Genomic DNA, 22770 nt, shown 5'->3' with positions numbered 1-22770 from the left:
GTCCGGTGATGTGGCATCAGGTTTCCTGAAAGCAGAGATTAATTGCGGATGACATGACGGAAGTCCGCGCCGGTTTCAGCCTCGGACTGCGCATCGCCAGGTGAATTACCCACGCTGCTGGCGTAGTAAAAGACCCGGCCGCCCCCGGCGCCGGCTGATTTGCCGACGCCCTCATAGCCGGCGACCATCGCCGCGCCGGCACCGGGGTTGAGGTCGGTGATCAATTTGTAGATCGAGATATCGGCGTTAAGCCGCAAGGGCTGGGTGTCCGTGGCTTCGATGACGTAGTCGGCGTCCTGATCCAGAACGGTCGGATCAAAGCCCGGCGCCACTTCGGAGTTGCCGAGATACCAGTTTCGCGGCGTGCCGGCGTCGCAGGCTCGGCCTTGGCTGCCTTCGTCACAGAGGGTCATCCCCGGCGGAAGGTCATAGGCGAAGTCCGCCACCGAGACATTGCCCCCGATCGCTTCTGGCCAGCCTCGGGCGAAGGTATGAACATCGATGATTTCGCCGAGGGGCCGGCGCATGGCCTCGGACGCCGTGAAGGCTTCAATGCGAGAGACGCTGTTGGCGGCCATTTGCACTTCAAGACTGGCGCTGCGCGTGGCGATTACCGCCACCAAGGTGAGGACGGTCAGAAGGATCAGCGCCACCACCAACACGAATCCTTTTTGACGCTTCACGTTCATGATCGACCCAGCCGGTTGCGTAGTTGAATGTCTTGCACGAACAAACGCCTCAGGAAGCGTCGATCGGCCGCCGCAGGGGTGTACGCGTAGCCATCGGGAAGGGTGTAGGTGGCGTCGTCCGAGAAGTCGTCGAGGGCGTCGCCGCGAACAATCAGCGCGGCACGAACGATCAGGGTCCGGTCCCAGTCGGTGTCGAGCATGTCGGCGGTGCTGACGTAGCGATTCACCACGGCATCACCGTCTTCATCGATGCCGAATTGCAGCCGCATCATTTCGACGCCCTCGACCAGTTCGGTGCTGTCCGAGACACCGCCACTGTCAGGTTGGCGAACATAAATGGCCGGGCGCCCCTCGGGGTTTTCGCGCACGAAAAGCACCCGCCCGCCGAGCCGGTAGGTCAGGACGCCGGTGGATTCGTCGCCGGGAAATCCTGATGACACGGCGGCTTCCTGCTCCTGCCAGGGGAACAGCAGCCCGTTTCTGCCGACTCTTGCGCGCAAGATGACGTTGCCGTTGGTGCCATCGATCGCCGGGAGTTGAGCGGTTCTCAGGTACTGCGCCGGGTCTGCGAAGCGCACGACCAGAACGTCGGTGTTGGGCACGTAATTCTGTACGGTACAGGCATTCAACGGTGATGCTGCCGCGCCGGCCCACGCCTGCAGGGGGCGGGTGACATCCGCCATCCAGTTCTCGGTACAGGGCGCGCCGACCGTCTGCAGCGATACGGCTTTCTCAATGGCCCCGGGTGCCGTTCCGCCCCAGAAGTCGGCATGGCGAATCTCGCGCGACAGCAGGTCCATGGCGAAGCGGGCATTTTCCTGAAGGCGCCCGGTGCTTTCCTGCATTCGGTAGCCCTGTTTGGAGCCGAGGAACACCGTGGTCACGCCCAGCACCACGACCAGGCCCAGCGTCATGGCGATCATCAGCTCAAGCAGCGACAGTCCGCGGACGCGCTTCATGGCGAGACCGCCAGACGAACGCATTGCAGGTCATCCTCGTCCTGCGGGTCGCAGCCTGTGCCTTCGACGCCGCGGCGGGTGGCATCCCACAGCACGGTGATGACCCGCAGGCTTCTGTCGTCGCAGGGATCTGCACAGGTCACCGATGCCTGTGCCAGGGGGAGGGCATCGGTCAGGCTGGCCTGGGTGGTTTCAAAGCCTTCTTCGGGCGTCGCCAACATGCTGTACCAATCAGCGAGTTGCCACAGACCCAATTGCGCTGGCGTGCAAGACGCGGCACTGCAGTCGGTGGGCGGTGCGTCAGGCGGCGAGCCCAGTTCCAGCGCGTAGGCGTTGTCGAGTAAACCTTCGCGATTGCTGCGCATCGCCTCAGCCAGATTCTCGGCCAGGCGCGCCGCCATGGAGTACTGGTAAGCCAAGTAGTTGCTCTGCACGGCTGTGGTTTGCAGGCCGGCAATCCCCAACAGTCCGATGCCGATCACCACCAACGAGATCAAGACTTCGATGAGGCTCAGTCCGGATTGGCGCGCTAGGCGACTCATTCGATTTGCGCCCGACCTGACCTGGCAATCACGATCTTCTTGTTGTACTCATCAGAGCCTGAAAGGGGGGCGATGGTGATGTTACCGAGTCCAAGTCCTGCGCCCATTTCCTCGGTGGCCAAACGACCGACTGGCGTCAGAATGAGCCCCGCACTAAAAGCCGCAGGCGAGGGCGTTAGGTCGCTAACATTGCTGAAGGGTTGCAATGATTGAATCAATGGTTCGTCTTCACCCTCTCGGACTCTGTTGCGGTTAGCGTCTACAAAAACCATCAGACCCTCTTCCCAGCTGGCGTTGGGAGCGCACGTTTCGCCGTTCGTCGTCGGGCAGATCGAAACAGACTGGTTGCGCCTGATGGCTTCGCTTCTGGCAAGTCGGTACAGAGAGAGCAACTGGTTGGCCTCCGACACCGCCCGATTGCTGCGAATCACGGCGGTGAACGAGGGCACGGCGATGGTTGCAAGTATCACCAGAACGGCAATCGTCACCAGCAGTTCGATGAGCGTAAATCCCCTCCGGCGAGCGGGTCGTGCGTTCAAGCTCATCTCTCGTTCAGGTCGTCCTGGGTCGCCCGTATCCTATCGGGATTGCATGGCGCTGTCGTGGTTTCACGAGCCTTCGCGCTAAGCCGGGTGAGCTTGCGCCATTGCCGCCCCGAGGAGCGCGCCCCAACCGGACGAACGTCGCGTCTGATGTGATGAGCGCGCGGGCTGGCCCGTGCCGTAGCGACCGTTCGGGAGGCGAGCCCGCGCGTAGGCAACGCATTGATCAACGCGGTTACCCGGCCTTCGCAGCGGCCAACTCGGTGTCGGCGTCGAGAATCATCCCGTTCAGCGGGGACTCGAGCCGGCGCCCGTCTCGTTGACTATTTGGCGCCTCTGCTGGCGTCCAACGCCATGCCGACAAACGCCACGACCACGCCGAGGACAAGGAAAGCAACGAGGATGTCCATGGTTAGAGTCCTTTGAGTCCGTCTATTCGCCGCGCGATGCGACGGTGAATGAGAAAAATGCCCAAGGTCGCGATGATTGCGGCCACGACACCAACCAACAATAACGCAGTTTGTGCTGTGGAAATGCTGGATGCGAGCCACCCCACAAGGCTGATGTCGGTGACCACGAGAATGCCCAGCCATACCTTGAGGTAAGCGATTTGTTCCTTCGCGAAATCAAGCTCGGACACGGTTGGTACCTTTGCTTACGCTGATGACAGAGTACTGCTGACTCGCCGGAGGAGGCTAGGGGCATCGACTCTCAGGGCAAAGGGCAAAGGACAATTTGGTCGGGCTGAAGCCCGACCTACAGCGGCATCTCCGGTAGGTCGGCATTCATGCCGACACGATGCTTCATGCCGCCGACGGGGCATGGGCGCTTACACGACCGACTTGAAACTCAGCCGCTTGTCATCGCCCACGCTTACCTCAATCGTGTCGCCACTGGCAAAGCGCCCACTCAGCACTTCATTGGCCAGCGGGTTCTCGACCTGGTGCTGGATGGCGCGCTTAAGTGGCCGTGCGCCGTAGACCGGGTCGAAGCCCGCTTCCGCGAGACGGTCCAGTGCCGCGTCGGTGAAGCGAAGCGTCATGCCGCGTTCGGCCAGTCGCTGGATGACGCGCTGGGTCTGGATTGCGGCGATGGCGCGAATCTCGCGACTGCCCAGCGGGTGGAACACCACCGACTCGTCGATGCGGTTGATGAACTCTGGCCGGAAGTGCTGGCCGACCACGGTCATGACCGCCTCGCGGATGGCGCTGTACTCGCTGGCCTCGCCGGTCTTGCCCATCATTTCCTGGATGAGGCTGGACCCCAGGTTTGAGGTCATCACCACCACCGCGTTGCGGAAGTCCACGGTACGACCCTGACCGTCGGTGAGGCGGCCGTCGTCCAGCACCTGCAGCAGCACGTTGAACACGTCCGGGTGCGCCTTTTCGACCTCGTCGAGCAGGATCACCGAGTAGGGCTGGCGCCTTACCGCTTCGGTGAGCGTGCCGCCCTGGTCGTAACCCACATAGCCCGGCGGCGCACCGATCAGTCGGCTCACGCTGTGACGCTCCATGAACTCGCTCATGTCGATGCGCACCATCGCGTCTTCGGAGTCGAACAGGAAGCCGGCGAGGGCTTTGCACAGTTCGGTTTTGCCGACACCGGTGGGGCCGAGAAATAGGAATGACCCGATGGGGCGGTTGGGGTCTGACAGTCCGGCACGCGAGCGACGGATGGCGTTGGCGACGGCGCTGATGGCCTCACTCTGGCTGACCACGCGCTGGCCCAGTGCGTCTTCCATGCGCAGCAATTTGTCGCGCTCACCCTCCAGCAACTTGCTGACCGGAATGCCGGTCCAGCGGGCGACGATGTCGGCAATCTCATCTTCGGTGACGCGGGTGCGCACCAGCTTGGATTCGGTTGCCGGCGCGTTGGCGTCACGTTCGGCGGCGGCGGCCAGTTGCTTTTCCAGCTCGGGAATCTTGCCGTACTGCAGTTCGGCCATCTGCGTCAGGTCACCGCTGCGGCGCGCGGTGTCCAGTTCCAGCCGCGCCTTTTCCAGCGCCTCCTTGACGTTGGCGCTGCCCGCGACGCTGGATTTTTCGGCTTTCCATTGTTCGTCTAGGTCGGCGTAATCGCGCTCGAGTTCGGCAATGTCACTTTCGAGCGCGGCGAGTGAGCGCTTGGCACCTTCGTCCTTCTCCTTTTTCAGCGCCTCGCGTTCGATCTTGAGCTGGATCAGCCGCCGGTGAAGCCGGTCCAGAGACTCGGGCTTGGAGTCGATTTCGATGCGGATGCGCGAGGCAGCTTCGTCCATCAGGTCGATGGCCTTGTCGGGAAGGTTGCGGTCAGTGATGTAACGGTGCGATAGCTGTGCGGCGGCGACCAGCGCACCATCGGTGATGTCGACGCCATGGTGCACTTCGTAGCGCTCCTTGAGGCCACGCAGGATGGCGATGGAATCTTCGACGCTGGGTTCGCCGACCGTCACTTTCTGGAAGCGGCGCTCCAGCGCGGCATCCTTTTCGATGTACTTGCGGTACTCGTCGAGCGTGGTCGCGCCGATGCAGTGCAGCTCGCCGCGCGCCAGCGCCGGCTTGAGCATGTTGCCGGCGTCCATGGCGCCATCGGCCTTGCCGGCGCCGACCAGGGTGTGAATTTCGTCAATGAACAGGATCACGTTGCCGTCCTGTTTCGCCAGGTCGGTGAGCACCGCTTTCAGACGCTCTTCGAATTCACCGCGGAACTTGGCGCCGGCAATCAGCGCACCCAGGTCCAGTGACAGCAGTTCACGCCCCTTGAGGGACTCCGGCACTTCGCCGTCAACAATGCGCTGCGCCAGCCCCTCGACGATGGCGGTTTTGCCGACACCGGGTTCGCCGATCAAAGCGGGGTTGTTCTTGGTGCGGCGGCTGAGGACCTGGATGACGCGGCGAATTTCTTCGTCGCGACCAATCACCGGATCGAGCTTGCCGCTCTTGGCGCGCTCGGTGAGGTTGATGGTGTACTTCTGCAACGCCTGTCGCTGCTCTTCGGCATCGGCCGAGTCGGTGCTCTGACCGCCGCGCACAGCGTCGATGGCGCGGGTGATGCCGTCGGGCGTGGCGCCGTGCTGTTTGAGCAATTGGCCGAGCGTGCCGGCGTCCTGGGTGGCGGCGAGCACGAACAGCTCACTGGCGATGAACTGGTCCTTGCGCTGCTGGGCCGCCTTGTCGGCCAGGTTCAGCAAGCGCGCCAGCGCTGGGCTGACCTGCACGTTACCGTCGGCGTTGCCGAGCTTGGGCAGTGCGTCCAGGGCCTCGCCCAGGCCCTTGCGAAAGGCCGGCAATGCGACGCCGGATTGCGCCAGCAATGGCGTGGTGGAACCCTGCGGCTGCTCGAGCAGGGCGGCCATGACGTGCACCGGCTCAATGGCCGGATGGTCGCGCCCCACGGCCAGGCTCTGGGCGTCGGCGAGCGCCTGCTGGAAGCGGGTGGTCAGCTTGTCCATGCGCATTTCAGTCTCCAATGTGAAACCCTGTCGGGATGCCGAAACAATGGTGGCCGCGGTGCTAAATTCAATTGTCCGCCCGGGCCTTCGGCGCAGTGGGTGGACCGCGTATCATCAAATCGTTCGCTCCACCGGGCGCCGCGCGGTCTCTCTGACGCTTCAACATGTGCCCTGACCTCTTTTCCACCCGGTCTTACCCGATGATGCTGGCGACGGTGCTCGCCTTGCTGGCCTGCGCCGGGCCGTCATCGGCGCAACGCTATTTGCCGCAGCCCAATGGGCCGGTGGACGCGGCTGCTGTGCCGCAGGGGCCGCCGTTGACGCGCATCTATCAAGAGCACGCGGTGCCGGTGGGCGGCCACTACCAAGACTCACGATCGTACGTGGCGCCCCCCCGCCTTCAGCGGCTGGAATCATCGGTGTCATCGGTGCCCTCGGGTTACGCGGCGGCGCCGCCGGGGGCGGTGCCGGCCGGGCGTCTTCCAGCCCCGCCGCTGCCCGACGAGCCATCCGCGCCGGCGGGTGACCGTCGCATGCCTTACTTGATGCAACAGTCGATGCAGCGCGCCCCTTCGGCAAAGGCGGCGCTCGCGACGCAGAACCCGCGATCCGCGCCGCCGCCGGCGCGGCCTGCCACTCCGGCTGCTGCGCCAACGTTCGCGCCCGTTGAGCGGCCATCGTCAGCATTGACGGCGCAGCGACCGGCAGGCGTCGCAACGGCCACGGTCGCCACGCCGCGGCGGTCCCAGGGGCTGTCGGCGATGGCGCCACCGCCCGACTTCAACCCGCAGCAAGCGCGTGCGCCAAGCCGAGAGCCGAACGTCGTCACGCAGCGTCTGCCCGCCGCCGCTCTGGCGGACACGGGCGAGTTTGTGATCGGTGTCGCCGACGTGCTGTCGGTGACGGTGGTGGGCGAGCCCGACCTGAGCCAGGAGGTTGATGTGGCCACCAGCGGTGACGTCAATCTGCCGCTGGTGGGCGCGGTTGCCGTACAGGGCTTGACGGCCGCCGCCGCCGCTGAGCGCATTGCTGCGGCTTACGCCGAGGGCGATTACCTGGTGTCGCCGCAGGTGCAGGTCCGGGTGTTGGAGTCGCGCAACCTGATGATTTCGGTGCTGGGCGAAGTACGACAACCGGGTCGCTTTGCAGCGCCCACGCAGATGAGCGTGCTCGATGCACTGGCGCTGGCGGGCGGCATTGCCGAAACCGGTGATCAGCGGGTTGCCGTACTGCGCAGCGACGCACAGGGCGGGATGCAGCGTCGCGAGATTGACTTGACGAGCTTGCTGGCGGGCAACGAAACACAAGGCGCCGAGCGTCTGATGTTGCAGCCCGGCGACACGGTCCTGGTCCCCGAAGCAGCGCTGTTTTATATCTATGGCGAAGTGCGTTCGCCCAATGCCTATCCCCTCAAGCCCGGCATGACCGTGATGCAGGCGCTGGCGCTCGGTGGCGGGGCCAACGAGCGCGGCTCGCGCAAGCGGATTGAGGTCCAGCGCCAGCAGCCTGATGGTCGGGTGATCACCCAATCGGTGTCGCTGGCCGACGTCGTGCAGCCGGACGATGTCATCTACATCCGCGAGCGCTTGTTCTGATGGCCGGCGCCCTGCAAACGCAGCCGGCCCCCATATTGCCGTCGGAACTGGTGCCGCGCGGCATGAGCCTCTCGCAGTTGATCTCGGTGCTGCGCGCCCGGTTCGGTTTGGCGGTTGCCGTCGGGGCTGCGGTGTTGCTGCTGTCGGCGCTGGTCAGTTTTTCGATGACCAAGCAATACCGCGCGACCGCCGTCCTACAGATGGACTTTGACGTGTACGACCCGCTGCTGCAGCGCGACCTGTCGCCGAATCTGGCCGAAAGCTACATGTCGACCCAGGTCGACGCCGTGGGCGCCGGCCGAGTGCTGGCCGAGGTGGTGCGGCAGCTCGGCTGGCTCAGCGATGCCGAGCGTGTGGCTCCGCTGCGCGCCAAAGTGCCGGATGCCGATGATGAAAGCCTGATCGCCTTCATGGTTGCCGACATGCGCAAGTCGCTGTCGATTGGCCGCGAGGGTGACACGCGGCTGGTAAGCATCACCTACGAGTCGGATGACCGGATGATGGCCGCGCGCGTGCCCAATCTCATTGCCGAGGTTTTTCTGGCCCAGCATCTGTCGGCGACCACCGAGCCGGCGCGCCGCAGTGCCGAGCGGTTCAGCAGCGAAATTGACCGGCTGCGCCAGCGGGTCGACGAGGCCCAACAGGCGCTGGCCGACTATCGGCAAGAAAGTGGGTTGATTGACCTTGATCACCAGCTCGACGTCGAAGGGGATCGCCTCACCGACCTCAACCAGCGCCTCAGCGAGGCCGAGGCCGAGGCCCGTCGTGCCCGGTTGCGGCTTGAGGCGGCGCGCAACAGTGCCGGGCAGACTGACGATGGCGTGCTCGGCTCCAGCACCATCGAATCTCTGAAAACCCAGCTTTCGCAGCGCCAGGCCGAGCTGACCAATGCCAGCACACGACTGGGGTCACAGCATCCGACGCGGCGTGCGCTGGAATCTGAGGTGGCCGCCATCCGCGGCGCGCTCGACGCCGAAATCGGTCGCCACCTTGATGGCCTGCGAGCCAATGCCGACGCGGCCAATCGGGCGTTGGCGCAAGTCAGAGCCGAGATGGCGCAGCAGCGCAGCACCGTATTGCAGACCCGCAGCCTGTCGGACGAGGGGGCGCGCTACCAGCGCGAGCTCCAGACCGCGCGGCAGCTTTACGATGCGGCACTGCGCAATTCTGAGAACGTCATGCTGGTGTCCAACAGCAACTACGCCAACGCCCGCCTGGTGGGCGAGGCAACGCCGCCGCTCACGCACTTCAAGCCGCTGATCCGCGTCAACCTCGTGCTGGGCGCGCTGGTCGGCGGGTTTCTCGGCTTGCTCGCGGCGCTGGCCGTTGAACTGATGGACCGCCGGGTGCGCTCGCGCGAAGACGTCGAACGCGAGTTGGGCATTGACGTATTGCTGGAAGCAGGGCCGGCGCGATGACGGCGATGGCCTCTCAAACCGCCTCCGCCAACCGAGACGAACTGTCGCGGATTGCCGCGTACCTGATTCGCACCTGTGGGCTCACCGAAGACGACTTTCTGAGGGTCATCGAAGAGCAGCGCCGCAGCGGCGTTGGCTTTGTCGACGCGGTGCTGAATCTCAAGCTGGCGAGCCCGGCCGATATCGAGGCCGCGCGCAGCGCCACGCACGCCATCAAGACGTTGCCGCAGGCACGCCCCCGCATCGAGCTCAAGGCGCTGCACGACCCGTTTACGGCCCACGCCGAGGCGATTCGCAGCCTGCGCACGGCACTGCTGATGCAGCTCGAACGCCTGCCGCGCAATGACGGTTTCACCAACGTCGTGGCCGTGTGCTCGGCGCAGAGGGGTGAGGGTCGCAGTCTGCTCGCGGCCGAGTTGGCGGCCAGCCTCGCCCAGCTTGATGCGCCCACCCTGCTGATTGATGCCGACCTGCGCACACCGCGTCAGCAGCGGTTGTTTGAGGTCCCGGATGCCCCGGGGCTGGCCGAGGCACTGACCCAGTCCGGGCCCGGGCAGATGCTGACGGTGGACGGATTGCCGCACTTGTCATTGCTGACCGCCGGGCAGGATCGCAGCAAACCGCTTGAGCGCCTCTCGCAGCCCGAGTTCCGCGAGCTGATGCAGGGCTATTCAAGGCGCTATCGCCACGTGGTGATCGACACACCTGCCATAGAGGCCTGTCCCGATGCCCTGGCGGTCGTCGCCGCAGTGCGCAATGTCTTGCTGGTCGTCCACCGGCATCAGTGCCGCTTGTCGGCGGCGCAATCGGCGTTGTCACGCCTGCACGCCGCCAACGGGCGGGTCGTGGGCAGTGTGTTGCAAGACTTTGCCAAGACCACCCGTCCACGGCGCACTCGGCGGCTCTGACCGTCCCGACCCAAAATGAACTGGCTCGACGGATTACTGCTGATCGCCGGGCTTCCGGTGCTGGTCGCGGCCTATTACCTGGGGTTGCTCACCCTGCTGTCGGTCCGTACGGCACCGCCGGTGTTGAGCCCGGCGCAGCGCGCCAGCCGCGTCGTGTTCGTGGTGCCAGCGCACGACGAGGCGGCCGGCATTGTTGCCACGGTGCAGAGCTTGCAGGGTTGCGACTGGCCGGCCGAGTCACTGCAGATTCTGGTGCTGGCTGACAACTGCGGCGACGACACCGCTGAACGTGCCCGCAGTGCCGGTGCGCGGGTGATTGAGCGCAACGACACCCACCGACGCGGCAAGGGCTACGCCTTGGCGCTGGCGTTCTCGACATTGATTGATGAGGGGTGGGCTGAAGCGGTGATCGTCGTTGACGCCGACAGCGTCGTCAGCAACAACCTGGTGACCGCTGTGGTGGCGCACCTCAACAAGCCGGGGCGCTGGGGCGCGGTGCAGGTGTTCTACGGGGTTCGCAACCCGCAGGCGGGTTGGCGCACGCGGCTCATGACGATTGCATTGGCCATTTTTCATCGACTGCGTGGCCGGGCGCGGGCGCGTCTGGGTTTGTCGACCAAGCTCAATGGCAACGGCATGGGATTTTCAATGGAGGCGCTGCGCACGGTGCCGTACCAGGCCTTCTCCATTGCTGAGGACCTTGAGTACGGCATCGCGCTGGTCCGTGCCGACATCGGCATTGCCTACGCCGATGAGGCGAGCATCGCCGCCGAAATGGTCAGTCAGACCGACCGCGCCGTGTCGCAGCGTGACCGCTGGGACGGCGGCCGCGCCAGCATGCGCCGCACCTACGGCTGGCCGCTGATTCGCGAAGCGCTCGGCACTCCGGCGCTGGAGCGTTTCGATCTGGCTTTGGAGGTGCTGATTCCGCCGTTGTCCACGGTGGTGGCGGCGCTTTTACTGTGGTCCCTGGCGTTGCTGGTCAGCGGGCTGATCGTGCCGCTGGGCACATGGCTGCCATGGTTGGCACTGGCCGCGTGGTTGTCATTGATCGCCCACGTGCTGCGCGGCGTTTGGCTCAGCGGGCTGGGCTTGGGCGGGCTGCAGGTGCTCGCCTTCGCGCCGGTTTACGTGGCGTGGTCACTGTTGCTGCGGCTGCGGCGCAAACGGGTGCTGACCGAGTGGGTCCGCACCGAGCGGGAGTAGCCGGATGACGCAAGCCCCGGTCCAGTGGGTCGAAGACCGCGCTTATTACTGGACGTTGACCGTGCTGGTTTTCGCGGCGGTGCTGCTCAGCATCGTGCCGGACGGCTTCAACTTTGCCCGCTCTGACGAGCTGGGCATCACCGAGTCGCGCGAGTCGGGCCTCATCTCGCGCGTCCAGTGGCTGCCGTTCTTTGCCGTGGCAGGCTGGATCGTGCTGCGTCGCCTGCGGCTGGCGCTCGCGCTGCTGCCGCACCTCAACTGGGTGTTTCTGCTGCTCATTGTCTTTGCCTCAGCCAGCGTGCTCTGGTCGCACGACCCTGCGGTGACCTTACGGCGGGTGATCAAGGTGGTCGGCGTGGTGATGATTGCGCTGGCCTTTCAGCTGGCCAGTTGGACGCCGGAGCGCTTTACCCAGGTGACGCGCTGGGCGCTGGCAGGTTGTGTGCTGCTGAGCATTGCCTGGGTGATCGTGGCGCCGGCCAATGGCATTCACCAGTCGTCGTTGTACGAACTGCAAGGCGCATGGCGCGGCATCACCACACACAAGAACAACTACGGGTTGCTGGGCACCTTCACCGCCCTGTTCTGGCTGCACGGCGGGCTGACGCGACAACTGACATGGCGTGCCGCGGCGTTCGGTGTGGTGCTGGGCCTGTCCGCAACGCTGCTGTCGCGCAGCTCCACCAGTCTGATCATGTTCGTGCTGGCGGCGGCGCTGATGACGGCGGCGCTGATGACACCGCGCGCGCTGCGTGACCTGCGGGTTTATCTGGTCGCCACGGTGATTTTGGTGGCGCTGGTCTACGCGTTGCTGCTGCTGCTGGGCTTTCCCGGTTACACCGACCTGATGACACCGGTCGCCGATGCGTTTGGCAAGGATGTCACCCTGTCGAGCCGCACCCTGATCTGGGCACTGGCGCTCGACGAAATCATGGCGCGACCGTGGCTGGGGATTGGCTTCGAGGCTTTCTGGCTCGATGAGCCGGACGGGCCGTCGGCGGCCATGGAGCGTGCGCTGCGCTTCTCGATCAGCTCGGCGCACAACGGCTATATCGACATGGCCATCTCGCTGGGTCTGGGCGGGGTGATGCTGATGATCGGCGCCTACCTTTTTTACGGGTGGATGATCATCAGGGTGGCAAGAATTGACCGTGGTCTGTTTGCGCTCAATGCGGCGTTGCTGCTGATTCAGATCATTTCCAACCTGATGGAAAGCTTTATCCTGAGACCCGTGACCGCCGAGTTTTTCGTGACCACGCTGGCAATGATGGCACTGGGGCGGCGACTGCTCGAAGCGCGCTTTGTCCCGTATCGGCAGGGATTGCCACTGCAATCCGAGCCTTCACCTCCTGCCGCCCGGTCTGCCCATGCGCGTTTCGGTTTGCGTTAACACCTTTCACCGGCCCCAGACCTTGGGGCAGCTGCTCGAAGACCTTGCCGCGCTGCAAGGTGAGCCGACCTTGTCCGAAGTGGTCATCACCGACAACGACGCTGGCGGCAGTGGACGGGCGACCGTCGAGGCCGCGATGGACAAGGTGCCCTTTGCGTTGATCCACCAGATCGAACCCGAGCAGAACATCTCACTGGCACGGAACCGCGGGATCCACCGTGCGACGGGCGACTGGATCGGCTTGCTTGACGATGACGAGCGTGTGGCGCCCGATTGGCTGGCACAAAAGGCTGCACAGGCTGCCCGCAGCAGCGCCGACGGCGTGTTCGGCCCGGTTGAACAGCAGATCCCGGACGATGCGCCGGCCTGGATGCCCCGCGACGGTGGCAGTCTGCATGGCTACGCGCCCCTGACCAGCGGCACGGTGATGCCGGCCAACATGTTGTTCAGCGGCAATGTGCTGATTCGCAAGGCGGTGCTGACCGGACGTGACGGGCCGTTTGATCCCGGTTATGGCCTCTCGGGCGGCGAAGATGCCGACCTTTTCAACGCCCTGCGGCGCAATGGCGCGCACTTTGTCTGGTGTGCCGAAGCGCCGGCCATTGAGCGACTGGGCCCCGAGCGTATGCAGCAGACGTGGTTTTTGACCCGGAGTCGGCGCGGCGCGCAGGACTATGCGCTTCAGGTTCTGGATGGGGTCTATGGCCCGGTCAGTGCATCGACCCGGCTACGTTTAGGGCTCGACGCAGCGGCTAAATGGCTCATCGCCGTTCTGGGATACACCGCGCTTCGGCTGACCGGCGCCGCGCCGCCACAGACCTTTGCCTGGCGCCGCAAGGTCGCCGCGCAGCTGGGCAAGTTCGACGTGCTGCTGGGTCGCGGCCGCATCCTCGAATACCAGAAAAAGCCCGCTGCCAAGTGAGGGGCGCAAGGCTCCAGGCGGCACTCGGCAACACGCGATTGTTCGGTAGTGCGATTGTCACCCAGGCGGTGTTGTCGGCCTGCAACCTGATCATTGGCCTGGTGCTGATCCGCTTTACGACCGAAGAAGATTACGGCCGCTACGTGCTCGCCTACACGGTGCTGGCGCTCGCAATCGCCGTGCCCAATTCGGCGGTGTTCGGCCCCCAAGCCGTGCTCGGCGGCAAATGGCCACTGGACGAGCGCAGGCAACTCTTCAGTCGTGTCGCGACCCAGTTGGCGCGGCTCTGCTGGCAAGTTGGCGGTGTGGTGATGCTGGGCGCAGTGCTGGTGCCCGGCGTGGTGCTGCAGCGTTGGGACGACGTGTGGCTGGCGGCCGCGCTGATCCTCGCGGCGGCCGCCGCGATTCGACGTGAACACTTGCGTGCCGTGCTGTACCTGGGGCGCGCGCCCATTGACGTACTGCGCAGCGACAGCGTTTACGCCCTGGTCGCGGTGATGGCCGCTGCTGCCGCCGCGCTGCTGGCGGGCGGGCAAGCCGCGCCCTGGGTGCTGCTGGGACTGGCGCTGGCCGCGTGGGCCGGCGGATGGCGGGCGAGGGCGGTGGTCGGTGAACGCTTCGGCTGGGCACCGGATGAACCGGTCAACCGGCTGGCCCAGTTGTGGCCGCTGGGCCGTTGGGCGCTGCTGGGTTCGATGATCAACTGGTCGTTCGTGCAGGGTTTTTACTTCGTCATGGTGGCATTGCTCGACGTGCGTGCTGTCGCTGCCGTGGCGGCCACGCGGCTGCTGCTGATGCCGATCAATCTTCTCGCCACCGGTGTCGGGCAACTGTTGCTCCCCATGGCGGCGAGCTGGTTCCCGACCCTGGGCGGCGCCGTGGTCTTGCAGCGGCTGTCGGCGATCGCCGCCGGATTGCTCGGCGTCACCCTGACCTACGTGGCGCTGCTGTGGGTGCTGCAGGACTGGATCATGGGCACGATACTTGGCCGCGAATTTGACGAGCAGGGCGCGCTGATTGCGGCATGGTCTGCGTGCTTTGCGCTGGGCGTGGTGCGTTCGACGATCTCGCGTGCGGCGATGGTGGTCGAACGCTTCAAGGCGCTTTCGGCCCTGGAGGCGATCACCGCCAGCGTGTCGCTCACTTCCGGCGCGCTGGCGATGCTGCAGTTCGGCGCCGTCGGCGGCATTCTCGGGCTGATTGCCGGCGAGGTCACCGGCATGGTGCTGATGGTCGGTTACCTGACCCACCTGCGCCGCAGCGGCGTGCTCGGGCCACCGGCGCCCGTGCAGACATGAAAAAGCCGCCGTGCAGGCGGGTGGTTCAGTGCCGCAGGTGACTCACAGAATGGTCGGATTCGGCGCGTCGCCGTAGACGACTTTCGGGTCGAAGGATTTTTCAGACTCTTCGTACTGTAGCGTGCGTTCGTCCGGTCCTTCGCCCATCGGAATCGAGCGGTAAAAGCACGACCGATACCCGACGTGGCAAGAGGCATCGCCGTTGACTGACACGCGCAACCAGATGGCGTCCTGGTCGTCGTCGATGCGCAGTTCTTCGACCTTTTGCACCAGACCGCTGGTGGCGCCCTTGTGCCAGAGCACCTTGCGGCTGCGCGACCAGTAGTGCGCTTCGCCGGTGAGAATGGTTTTTTTCAGCGCTTCGGCGTTCATGTAGCCGAGCATCAGCACTTCGCCCGTGCCGTGTGCCGTGGTGACGCAGGGCAGCAGGCCGTCGGCATCGAACTTGGGGGCCAACTCGTGGCCTTCTTCCACCTGTTCGATGGTCAGTCGCGAAAAAAATCGTACGTCGTTACTCATGGCCCTTCATTCAACACTCGGCGCCGGGCGGCGCGGGGGCGCAAGTGTAATACCATCAAACCATGAAGGCGACGACCGATTCCCACTCCGCCGAGGCCACCCTCGAACAGGCCGACGCGCTGTGTCGCAAACGTGGCGCGCGGTTCACGCCCATGCGCCGCGAAGTCTTTGAACTGATGCTGGCCGAGCCGGGCCCGCGTTCGGCCTATGACCTGATGGCCACCCTGGAAACCCGGCTGAACCGCCGTCTGGCCCCACCCACCGTCTATCGTGCGCTGGACTTTCTGATGGCGCAGGGCTTTATTCATCGGCTGGAATCCACGCATGCCTATCTGCCGTGCATGCACATCGGCCACGCCCACCACGGCGTGTATCTGGTCTGTGAGCGCTGCGGTCAGACCGTTGAGCTTGACGATCACACCATCGCCACGCGGCTGGAGCAGGGCGCCGAAGCGCATGGCTTCAAGGTGAGCCGACCGGTTGTCGAATTGCACGGCCATTGCGGCGAGTGCCGCGATCCTGCGTGACGTCTGACCGGACAGGGCACGCCGCGATGTCCGACACCCAGCGTGAACTGCGACGCGCCTTCATTGCGCTCGGCTATTTCACCCGTGTTCCGATTCCCGAATGGGTGGGCTGGTCGCCGGACGAACTGAATCGTGCGGCGCGTTACTTCCCGCTGGTGGGCGTCCTGGTGGGCGCTGTCGGTGCCATCAGCCTGTTGTTGGGCGCCGCGCTGTGGACCCCGATGGTGGCCGTCAGCCTGTCGATGCTGGTGACGATTCTGCTCACTGGCGCGTTCCACGAAGACGGCCTGGCGGACTCGGCCGACGGTTTTGGAGGTGGCTTCGAGCCCAAGCGCGTGCTGGCGATCATGCAGGATTCGCGCATCGGCACCTACGGCGCACTGGCGCTGGGACTGGCGCTGCTAATCAAGTTCTGCGCGCTGCTGGCGCTGGCCGAGCTGAATCTCGGACTCGCCGCGCTGGCGCTGGTCATCGCTCATGCCGGCTCACGTGCCAGCGCGCTGAGCGTGATGGTCTGGTTGCCCTACGCGCGCATCGAGGGCGCGACCAAGGCCAAGCCTGTGGCCGAAGGCATCAGCAGCACCGAGTGGCGCATCGGTTGCGCCATCGCGGGGCTGCCGCTGCTGCTCGCGTGGGTCGGGTCGCCATTGACGCTGCTGCAAGGCGTGGCGGTCATGCTCACGCTGCTGGCCGTGGCTTGGTTGGCGGCAAAATACTGTCGCCGCCGCATCAGCGGCTATACCGGGGACGCGCTGGGGGCCACCCAGCAGGTCGCCGAAATCGCGACCTATCTGGTGCTCTGCGCGGCCTGGGTCTAATGCGTCTGTTGCTGCTGCGGCACCTGCCGGTGCAGTTGCCGCCGGGTATCTGCTACGGGGCCAGCGACGTCGCCGCCCGACCGCCGACACCGACCGAGTTGGCCGCGCTGCGTACGGCCATCGGCGCTGTTCCCACCCGGGTCATCAGCAGCCCGCTGCGGCGCTGCGAGGCACTGGCAACCGCACTTGTGCCGGGCGCGCCTGTCGTGCTTGACGACCGGCTCAAGGAAATCAATTTTGGCGATTGGGAGTTGCGCGCCTGGGACGACATCGACCGCGCACAAATCGATGCCTGGGCGGCATCACCCTGGGGCTATCGAATGCCGGGCGGCGAGTGCGCCAACGACCTGCGCAACCGGGTGCTGGCCGCATTGGACGATGCGCTACAGCAGGCGAATCAGGCATCCGTGGTGCAGATGTTGATCGTCACCCACGGCGGTCCGCTGCGGGTGCTGCGCGGCCATTTGCTGGGCCTGCCGCAGGCGCAGTGGCTGGACGGGTCGTGCCCGCCGGGCGGTCTTCTCGCGCTTGCGCGAACCGCCGATGGTCGCTGGCAGGTTGCGCCTGATCAGCCCTGATTTTCTGCCCGAATCGGCGGCGCTGCATTTGCAGTTTTGTCACGGCTCGCCGTAAAGTCGCGCCGCTTCAGGTGTCTCGGCCAACGCAAGTTGTCCGGGATTAAACGGGAAGCCGGTGCGCTGATTCGCCAAGGCGAATCAATCATTCCGGCACTGCCCCCGCAACGGTAAGCGAGTTGAATGCGGCTTCACGCCACTGTGTTTTCGAACATGGGAAGGCGCCGCATTCAGGGTTCTCAAACGCCCAGCTCGTAAGTCCGGAGACCGGCCTGAAGCATCCGATGGCGCGCGGTGGGCGAGGCCGGACGTGACAGGCCACGTTTGTCTGCCGTGCCCCGTTGCGTTCGTCACCTGTCTTCTAAAGCGCCATCTCCACTTCGATTTACGTCGCGTGGGGCGACGCTTCAGGAGATGTTCGTGAAATCCTTTCTTAAAAAATGGGCGCTGACCTTGATGGCCGGCGCGATGTCATGTGTGGCTGCCGCGTCTGAATCACGATCCGTGCCGCCCGCAATGGGCGATGTGATTGTCACCGCATCACGCAACTCGGAGGCGCTGACCGACACGCTGGCGCCGGTGTCCGTGATCACCCGCGACGACCTTGAGCGCCTGCAGTCGCAGGATGTGCTCGACGTGTTGACCGGCCTGCCGGGCATTAACTTCGCCACCAATGGCGGGCCGGGCAAGTCGACCTCGCTGTTCGTGCGCGGCACGGAATCCGACCATGTGCTGGTGCTGGTTGACGGCATCAAGGTCGGCTCGGCCACTTCCGGCAGCACGCCGTTCGAGCAAATTCCCGTCGACCAGATCGACCGTATCGAGATCGTCCGCGGGCCGCGCTCCAGTCTCTATGGCTCGGAGGCGATTGGCGGGGTGATCCAGATCTTCACCCGTCGCGGATCGCGTAGCGGGGTGGTGACGCCTTCGTTCGCCCTCGGCGGCGGTTCGCGTGGCGATGGCCGCATCGAGGCTGGATTGCGCGGCGGTGATGGCAACACCTGGTTCAGCGCCGGCCTGAACGCCCGCACCACCGACGGTATCGACGTGCGCCCCAGCCTCAACGAACCGGACCGCGACGGCTACCGGCAACTGGCGGGCTCCTTGAGCGCCGGACACCTGTTCGACAACGGCGCCGAGGTCTCGGTCAATCTGCTGCGCGCCGAGGGCGAGAATGACTTCGACGGCGCCTCGCAAAACGAAACCGACACGGTCAATCAGGTGATCGGTCTGAGCGGCCGCTTTGCCCCGCTGCCCCGTTGGACGGTGGCGCTCAGTGGCGGCCAGAGCACCGATGACGCCGACAACCTGCTCGACGGCGCGTTCGTCAGTCGCTTCAAGACCCGGCGCGACACGCTGTCGTGGCAGAACGATGTCGCGTTGGCCGCGGGGCACGGCGTAACCGTGGGCGTTGACTACCAGAACGACCAAATCAGCGGCACCACCGCCTACGCCGAAAATCGTCGCGACAACACGGGCCTGTTCGCCGTGTATCAGGGCAGCGTTGGCGCACATGACCTGCAACTGAGCCTGCGTGAAGACGAAAACCAGCAGTTCGGTCGCAACACCACCGGCGGGGTCTCTCACGGCTACGGGTTCGCCGGCGGCATTCGGGCGGTCGCTTCATACGGCACGGCCTTCAAGGCACCCACCTTCAACGAACTGTACTTCCCCAACTTCGGCAGCCCCGATCTGAAGCCGGAAGAGGCCGAGAATGTTGAGCTGTCGCTCCAAGGCAACCACGCCGCTTATCGCTGGGCGGTGAACGTCTTTCGCACGCAGATTGACGACCTGATCGCCTTTGACTCCGATCTGGAAGCGCCCAACAACATCGACCGTGCGCTGATTCGCGGCGTCGAGGCGCAACTCGGCACCCGGTTCGGTGACCTGCGTCTGCAAAGCTATCTCACCTGGCTGCAACCCGAGAACGACGGCGACGGCGCCAACCGCAGCAACACCCTGCCGCGCCGCCGCGAGCAGAGCGCCCGGCTGGATGTGGACTACGACATCCGCGCCTTCAGCGCCGGACTGAGCGTCTACGGGGCCTCCGACGGCTTTGACAACATTGCCAACACCACGCCGCTGCCGGGCTACGCGACGCTGAACCTGCGTTTTGGCTGGCAGGCGTTGCCGCAATGGCTGTTGCAACTCGAAGGCCGCAACGTGCTCGACAAGGACTACGAAACCGCCGCCACCTACGCCAACTATGGCGCCTCGGTGATGGCCACCGTGCGCTTTACCCCCAACCAAGTCTGAAGCCTCAATCACTGGAGCCCGACATGAATGCAATCGCCAATCCCTTGCTGAACCTGCGCCCCGCTACCCAATGGGCGCTGCTCGCCTCGCTGGCTGCACTGATGATGCTCACCCGGGGCCAGCATTTCGCCAGCCTTGACGCGCTGCCCAGTGCGTCGTGGGCGGTGTTCTTCCTGGCCGGTGTGCTGGTCCGGCCCGTCTGGACGTTTGCCGCGCTGTTTGCGCTGGCCTTTACACTTGATGTCACCGCCGTCGGCTGGGCCGGCGTGAGTGACCATTGCTTCACCCCGGCCTACGCCGCGCTGGTTCCCGCCTACGGGTCGTTGTGGTGGGCCGGTCAGTGGTACGCCCGCCAGCATCGCGACCAGTTGTTCACGGTGTTGCCACTGGCGTTCAGCGTCGGCGTTGGTGCCGGTGTCTGCTACCTGTTTTCCGGCGGCGGCTTTTACTTTTTCTCGGGGCGCGAGGTTGATCCGACCCTGCTGGGTTTCCTGCCGCGCATCGCCGAATACCTGCCGCGCTACTTCAGTAACCTGTCGCTTTATGTTGGCGTGGCTGCGTTGATCTACGGCGTCGGCCTGCGGCTGCGCCGCGCCACGACCGAGCCTCAAACCCCATGAGCGAAATCCCCAACGAAGATGCCGCCCGTGATGAACGCCACCGCCTGCGCATGCAGCGCAAGAAGGGCGTCATCGACAACAAGATTGCCGCCGCCGACACCGAACGCGGCGTGCTGCTGGTGCTCACCGGCAACGGCAAGGGCAAAAGCTCGTCGGCCTTCGGCATGGTGGCGCGGGCGCTGGGCCACGGCATGAAAGTGGGCGTGGTGCAATTCATCAAAGGCAAGTTTTCCACCGGTGAAGAAGCCTTTTATCGGCGCTTTCCCGAGGTGGACTACCACGTCATGGGCGAGGGCTATACCTGGGAAACGCAGGACCGCGAACGCGACGTGCGCGCCGCCACGGCTGCCTGGGCCATCGCCCGGCGGATGTTGACCGATGCCACCTATGAACTGGTGGTGCTGGACGAGCTGAACATCGCGCTCAAGCACCGCTATCTGGACGTGGCGCAGGTGGTCGCCGACCTGCGCAACCGGCCGGCGATGCAGCACGCCGTCGTCACCGGCCGCGCAGCACCGCCAGAGGTGATCGAGGCCGCCGACACCGTCACCGAAATGACCGTGGTCAAGCATGCGTTCCAGCAGGGCATCCGCGCCCAAAAAGGGGTGGAGCTATGAGCCAGGCACGCTGCCGCGCACTGCTGATTTCGGCGCCCGCCTCGGGGCAGGGCAAGACCACCGTGACCGCGGCGCTGGCGCGTCGCGCGCGGCAGCAGGGCCTCAAGGTGCGGGTGTTCAAGACCGGCCCCGACTTCATCGACCCCATGCTGCTGGCGCGCGCCAGCGGCGGGCCGGTGTATCAGCTCGACCTGTGGATGGTGGGCGAGGCCGGGTGTCAGCGGCTGTTGCATGAGGCCGCCAGCACGCACGACCTGATCCTCATCGAAGGCGTCATGGGGCTGTATGACGGCAGCCCGTCGAGTGCCGATCTGGCGCGCCGCTTTGGTGTGCCCATCCTCGCCGTGGTGGACGGCTCGGCGATGGCACAAACCTTTGGCGCGCTGGCGCTGGGGCTGTCGCGGTATCAGGACGACCTGCCGTTTCATGGCGTCGTCGCCAACCGTGTTGGCAGCCTGCGTCACGCCGAGATGTTGGCGCAAAGCCTGCGGCCGCCGCTGCACTGGCTGGGCGCCCTGCCGCGCAGTGCCGAGGTTGCGTTGCCGGAGCGGCACCTGGGTTTGGTGCAGGCCGATGAGCTGGCCGACATCGACGCGCGCATCAATGCTGCGGCCGAGGCGCTGGGCGATGCCGTCAACTTTTCAGCGATTCCGCTGAGCACGTTCGACGTGACCGACCCGGCGCCCATCCCGCCGCTACTCGCCGGCCAGCGCATCGCCATTGCCCGCGATGCGGCACACGCCTTCTGCTACCCCGCCAACCGCGACACCTTGCAGGCACTGGGCGCAACCCTGGTGGACTTTTCGCCGCTCAGCGACACCGTATTGCCCGAGGCCGATGCGGTTTATCTGCCCGGCGGCTACCCCGAACTGCACGCCGAAACCCTGTCGGCCAACACCGCGATGCAGGCCGCATTGCGCGCCCACCACACTGCCGGCAAACCGATGCTCGCAGAGTGCGGCGGCATGATGGGGCTGTTTGAAACCCTGACAACAAAAGACGGCCAGAGCTGGCCGATGGTGGGGCTGCTGCCCGGCCACACCGCCATGCAGCCGCGCTTTCAGGCGCTGGGCATGCAGGCCATCGACACACCCGACGGCGAGTTGCGCGGCCACAGTTTTCATTACTCGAAAAGCGACACGTCGCTGACGCCGATCAGCCGTGGCCGCAACCCCAACGGCGGCCCCACCGCCGAGCCGGTGTACCGCGTTGGTGCGCTGACCGCCTCGTACTTTCATGCCTACTTTGCGTCCAATCCGGTGGCGACGGCGCGGTTGTTCTTGCCGTGAGCGTGAAGGCCCACCGCTTTGATGACGCGGCCCGCGCGGCGGTTTATCGCGCCATCGACACGCGGCGCGACGTGCGGCATTTCATCAATGAGCCGTTGGCGCCCGAGGTGCTGCAACGCCTGTTGGCGGCCGCCCACGCCGCACCCAGCGTCGGGCTCAGCCAGCCGTGGGCGTTCATCCACATCAGCGACGCGGCGCTGCGCCAGCAGATTCACCACCTGGTCGAGGTCGAGCGCTGCCGCACCGCCGAAGCACTGGGCGCGCGCGAAGACGAATTCCTGCGCCTCAAGGTCGAGGGTGTGCGCGAATGCGCCGAGTTGCTGGTGGTGGCGGTACGCGATGGCGGCACCCAAGAAATTTTTGGCCGCCGCACCTTGCCGCAGATGTCACTGGCCTCGGCCGCCTGTGCCATCCAGAACCTGTGGCTGGCGGCGCGTGCCGAGGGCGTGGGTGTCGGCTGGGTGTCGATGTTCGATCCGCAGGCGCTGGCCACGCTGCTGGCGCTGCCCGAAGACCTCGGGCCCATCGCGGTGCTCTGCGTCGGCGCCACCGCCGACTTCCACGACCAGCCGCAGCTTGAAATCGACGGCTGGCGGCAGCCGCGACCACTGAGCGACTTCGTGCATCGCAACCGCTGGAGCGGGCCATGA

General features: G+C 65.3%; 22 protein-coding genes and 1 riboswitch. Of the genes, 15 read left to right on the top strand and 7 right to left on the bottom strand.

The window, feature by feature from the left end:
- Positions 1 to 38 precede the first annotated feature (38 nt).
- The 6 genes from U741_RS0114130 to clpB all read right to left on the bottom strand — a co-directional run bounded on the left by U741_RS0114130 (position 39) and on the right by clpB (position 6168).
- Positions 39 to 683, bottom strand: coding sequence for a PilX N-terminal domain-containing pilus assembly protein (locus U741_RS0114130; protein WP_161776237.1), 645 nt, complete (start codon positions 681 to 683; stop codon positions 39 to 41).
- Between the two features lie 2 nt (positions 684 to 685).
- Entirely contained in the window at positions 686 to 1648 is a 963-nt protein-coding gene (locus U741_RS0114125) for a PilW family protein (protein ID WP_029891099.1), read from the bottom strand.
- A complete protein-coding gene (pilV, locus tag U741_RS18625; protein WP_052378843.1) occupies positions 1645 to 2190 on the bottom strand; it encodes a type IV pilus modification protein PilV in 546 nt (181 codons plus the stop codon). Before pilV ends, U741_RS0114125 begins: the two co-directional genes overlap by 4 nt.
- Positions 2187 to 2735, bottom strand: a complete 549-nt coding sequence (locus tag U741_RS18620) for a GspH/FimT family pseudopilin (protein ID WP_052378842.1) — start codon at positions 2733 to 2735, stop codon at positions 2187 to 2189. The genes pilV and U741_RS18620 overlap by 4 nt, the downstream gene beginning before the upstream one ends.
- A 409-nt stretch (positions 2736 to 3144) precedes the next feature.
- Positions 3145 to 3372, bottom strand: coding sequence for a hypothetical protein (locus tag U741_RS0114105; RefSeq protein WP_029891096.1), 228 nt, complete (start codon positions 3370 to 3372; stop codon positions 3145 to 3147).
- A 189-nt stretch (positions 3373 to 3561) separates the two neighbouring features.
- Positions 3562 to 6168, bottom strand: a complete 2607-nt coding sequence (gene clpB, locus U741_RS0114100; protein ID WP_029891095.1) for an ATP-dependent chaperone ClpB — start codon at positions 6166 to 6168, stop codon at positions 3562 to 3564.
- A 158-nt stretch (positions 6169 to 6326) separates the two neighbouring features.
- Here clpB and U741_RS18615 point away from each other — a divergent pair, with 158 nt between their 5' ends.
- The 7 genes from U741_RS18615 to U741_RS0114065 are packed head-to-tail and all read left to right on the top strand — an operon-like array spanning position 6327 to position 14899.
- Positions 6327 to 7757: an SLBB domain-containing protein gene (locus tag U741_RS18615; RefSeq protein ID WP_084154890.1), complete on the top strand. Its 1431-nt coding sequence runs from the start codon at positions 6327 to 6329 to the stop codon at positions 7755 to 7757.
- Entirely contained in the window at positions 7757 to 9175 is a 1419-nt protein-coding gene (locus U741_RS0114090) for a Wzz/FepE/Etk N-terminal domain-containing protein (RefSeq protein WP_029891093.1), read from the top strand. Before U741_RS18615 ends, U741_RS0114090 begins: the two co-directional genes overlap by 1 nt.
- 5 nt (positions 9176 to 9180) lie before the next feature.
- On the top strand, positions 9181 to 10083 hold the full coding sequence (locus U741_RS0114085; protein ID WP_161776235.1) for a CpsD/CapB family tyrosine-protein kinase: 903 nt from the start codon (positions 9181 to 9183) through the stop codon (positions 10081 to 10083).
- A 15-nt stretch (positions 10084 to 10098) separates the two neighbouring features.
- Complete coding sequence (locus tag U741_RS0114080) at positions 10099 to 11289, top strand: glycosyltransferase family 2 protein (protein WP_029891091.1); 1191 nt, start codon at positions 10099 to 10101, stop codon at positions 11287 to 11289.
- A gap of 4 nt (positions 11290 to 11293) precedes the next feature.
- Positions 11294 to 12679: an O-antigen ligase family protein gene (locus U741_RS0114075; RefSeq protein ID WP_029891090.1), complete on the top strand. Its 1386-nt coding sequence runs from the start codon at positions 11294 to 11296 to the stop codon at positions 12677 to 12679.
- Positions 12657 to 13601, top strand: a complete 945-nt coding sequence (locus U741_RS0114070) for a glycosyltransferase family 2 protein (RefSeq protein ID WP_084154888.1) — start codon at positions 12657 to 12659, stop codon at positions 13599 to 13601. The genes U741_RS0114075 and U741_RS0114070 overlap by 23 nt, the downstream gene beginning before the upstream one ends.
- Positions 13602 to 13639: 38 nt before the next feature.
- On the top strand, positions 13640 to 14899 hold the full coding sequence (locus U741_RS0114065; RefSeq protein ID WP_029891088.1) for a lipopolysaccharide biosynthesis protein: 1260 nt from the start codon (positions 13640 to 13642) through the stop codon (positions 14897 to 14899).
- A gap of 42 nt (positions 14900 to 14941) precedes the next feature.
- Here the strand turns inward: U741_RS0114065 and hisI are convergent, their stop codons facing one another.
- Positions 14942 to 15418, bottom strand: coding sequence for a phosphoribosyl-AMP cyclohydrolase (gene hisI / locus U741_RS0114060; protein WP_029891087.1), 477 nt, complete (start codon positions 15416 to 15418; stop codon positions 14942 to 14944).
- A gap of 62 nt (positions 15419 to 15480) precedes the next feature.
- Here hisI and U741_RS0114055 point away from each other — a divergent pair, with 62 nt between their 5' ends.
- The 8 genes from U741_RS0114055 to bluB all read left to right on the top strand — a co-directional run bounded on the left by U741_RS0114055 (position 15481) and on the right by bluB (position 22770).
- The gene (locus U741_RS0114055; RefSeq protein ID WP_029891086.1) at positions 15481 to 15945 is read left to right on the top strand and encodes a transcriptional repressor; all 465 of its coding nucleotides are present in this window, start codon (positions 15481 to 15483) and stop codon (positions 15943 to 15945) included.
- Positions 15946 to 15971: 26 nt separating this feature from the next.
- Positions 15972 to 16763 carry an adenosylcobinamide-GDP ribazoletransferase gene (locus U741_RS0114050; protein WP_029891085.1) on the top strand — a complete coding sequence of 264 codons (792 nt, stop codon included), beginning with the start codon at positions 15972 to 15974 and terminating at the stop codon, positions 16761 to 16763.
- Positions 16763 to 17341, top strand: coding sequence for a histidine phosphatase family protein (locus U741_RS0114045; protein ID WP_029891084.1), 579 nt, complete (start codon positions 16763 to 16765; stop codon positions 17339 to 17341). The genes U741_RS0114050 and U741_RS0114045 overlap by 1 nt, the downstream gene beginning before the upstream one ends.
- A 52-nt stretch (positions 17342 to 17393) precedes the next feature.
- Positions 17394 to 17628: riboswitch (cobalamin riboswitch) on the top strand.
- Positions 17629 to 17758: 130 nt separating this feature from the next.
- Positions 17759 to 19594, top strand: coding sequence for a TonB-dependent vitamin B12 receptor (btuB, locus tag U741_RS0114040; protein WP_052379032.1), 1836 nt, complete (start codon positions 17759 to 17761; stop codon positions 19592 to 19594).
- A 44-nt stretch (positions 19595 to 19638) separates the two neighbouring features.
- On the top strand, positions 19639 to 20214 hold the full coding sequence (locus U741_RS0114035; protein ID WP_043110640.1) for a hypothetical protein: 576 nt from the start codon (positions 19639 to 19641) through the stop codon (positions 20212 to 20214).
- Positions 20211 to 20831 (top strand): cob(I)yrinic acid a,c-diamide adenosyltransferase, encoded by a 621-nt coding sequence (gene cobO, locus U741_RS0114030; RefSeq protein WP_029891081.1) that lies wholly within the window; start codon positions 20211 to 20213, stop codon positions 20829 to 20831. The genes U741_RS0114035 and cobO overlap by 4 nt, the downstream gene beginning before the upstream one ends.
- Positions 20828 to 22120, top strand: coding sequence for a cobyrinic acid a,c-diamide synthase CobB (locus U741_RS0114025; protein ID WP_029891080.1), 1293 nt, complete (start codon positions 20828 to 20830; stop codon positions 22118 to 22120). Before cobO ends, U741_RS0114025 begins: the two co-directional genes overlap by 4 nt.
- The gene (gene bluB / locus U741_RS0114020; RefSeq protein WP_029891079.1) at positions 22117 to 22770 is read left to right on the top strand and encodes a 5,6-dimethylbenzimidazole synthase; all 654 of its coding nucleotides are present in this window, start codon (positions 22117 to 22119) and stop codon (positions 22768 to 22770) included. Before U741_RS0114025 ends, bluB begins: the two co-directional genes overlap by 4 nt.

The organism is Polycyclovorans algicola TG408, assembly GCF_000711245.1.
Classification (GTDB): domain Bacteria; phylum Pseudomonadota; class Gammaproteobacteria; order Nevskiales; family Nevskiaceae; genus Polycyclovorans; species Polycyclovorans algicola.
This window is presented reverse-complemented; position numbering and strand designations above follow the sequence as displayed.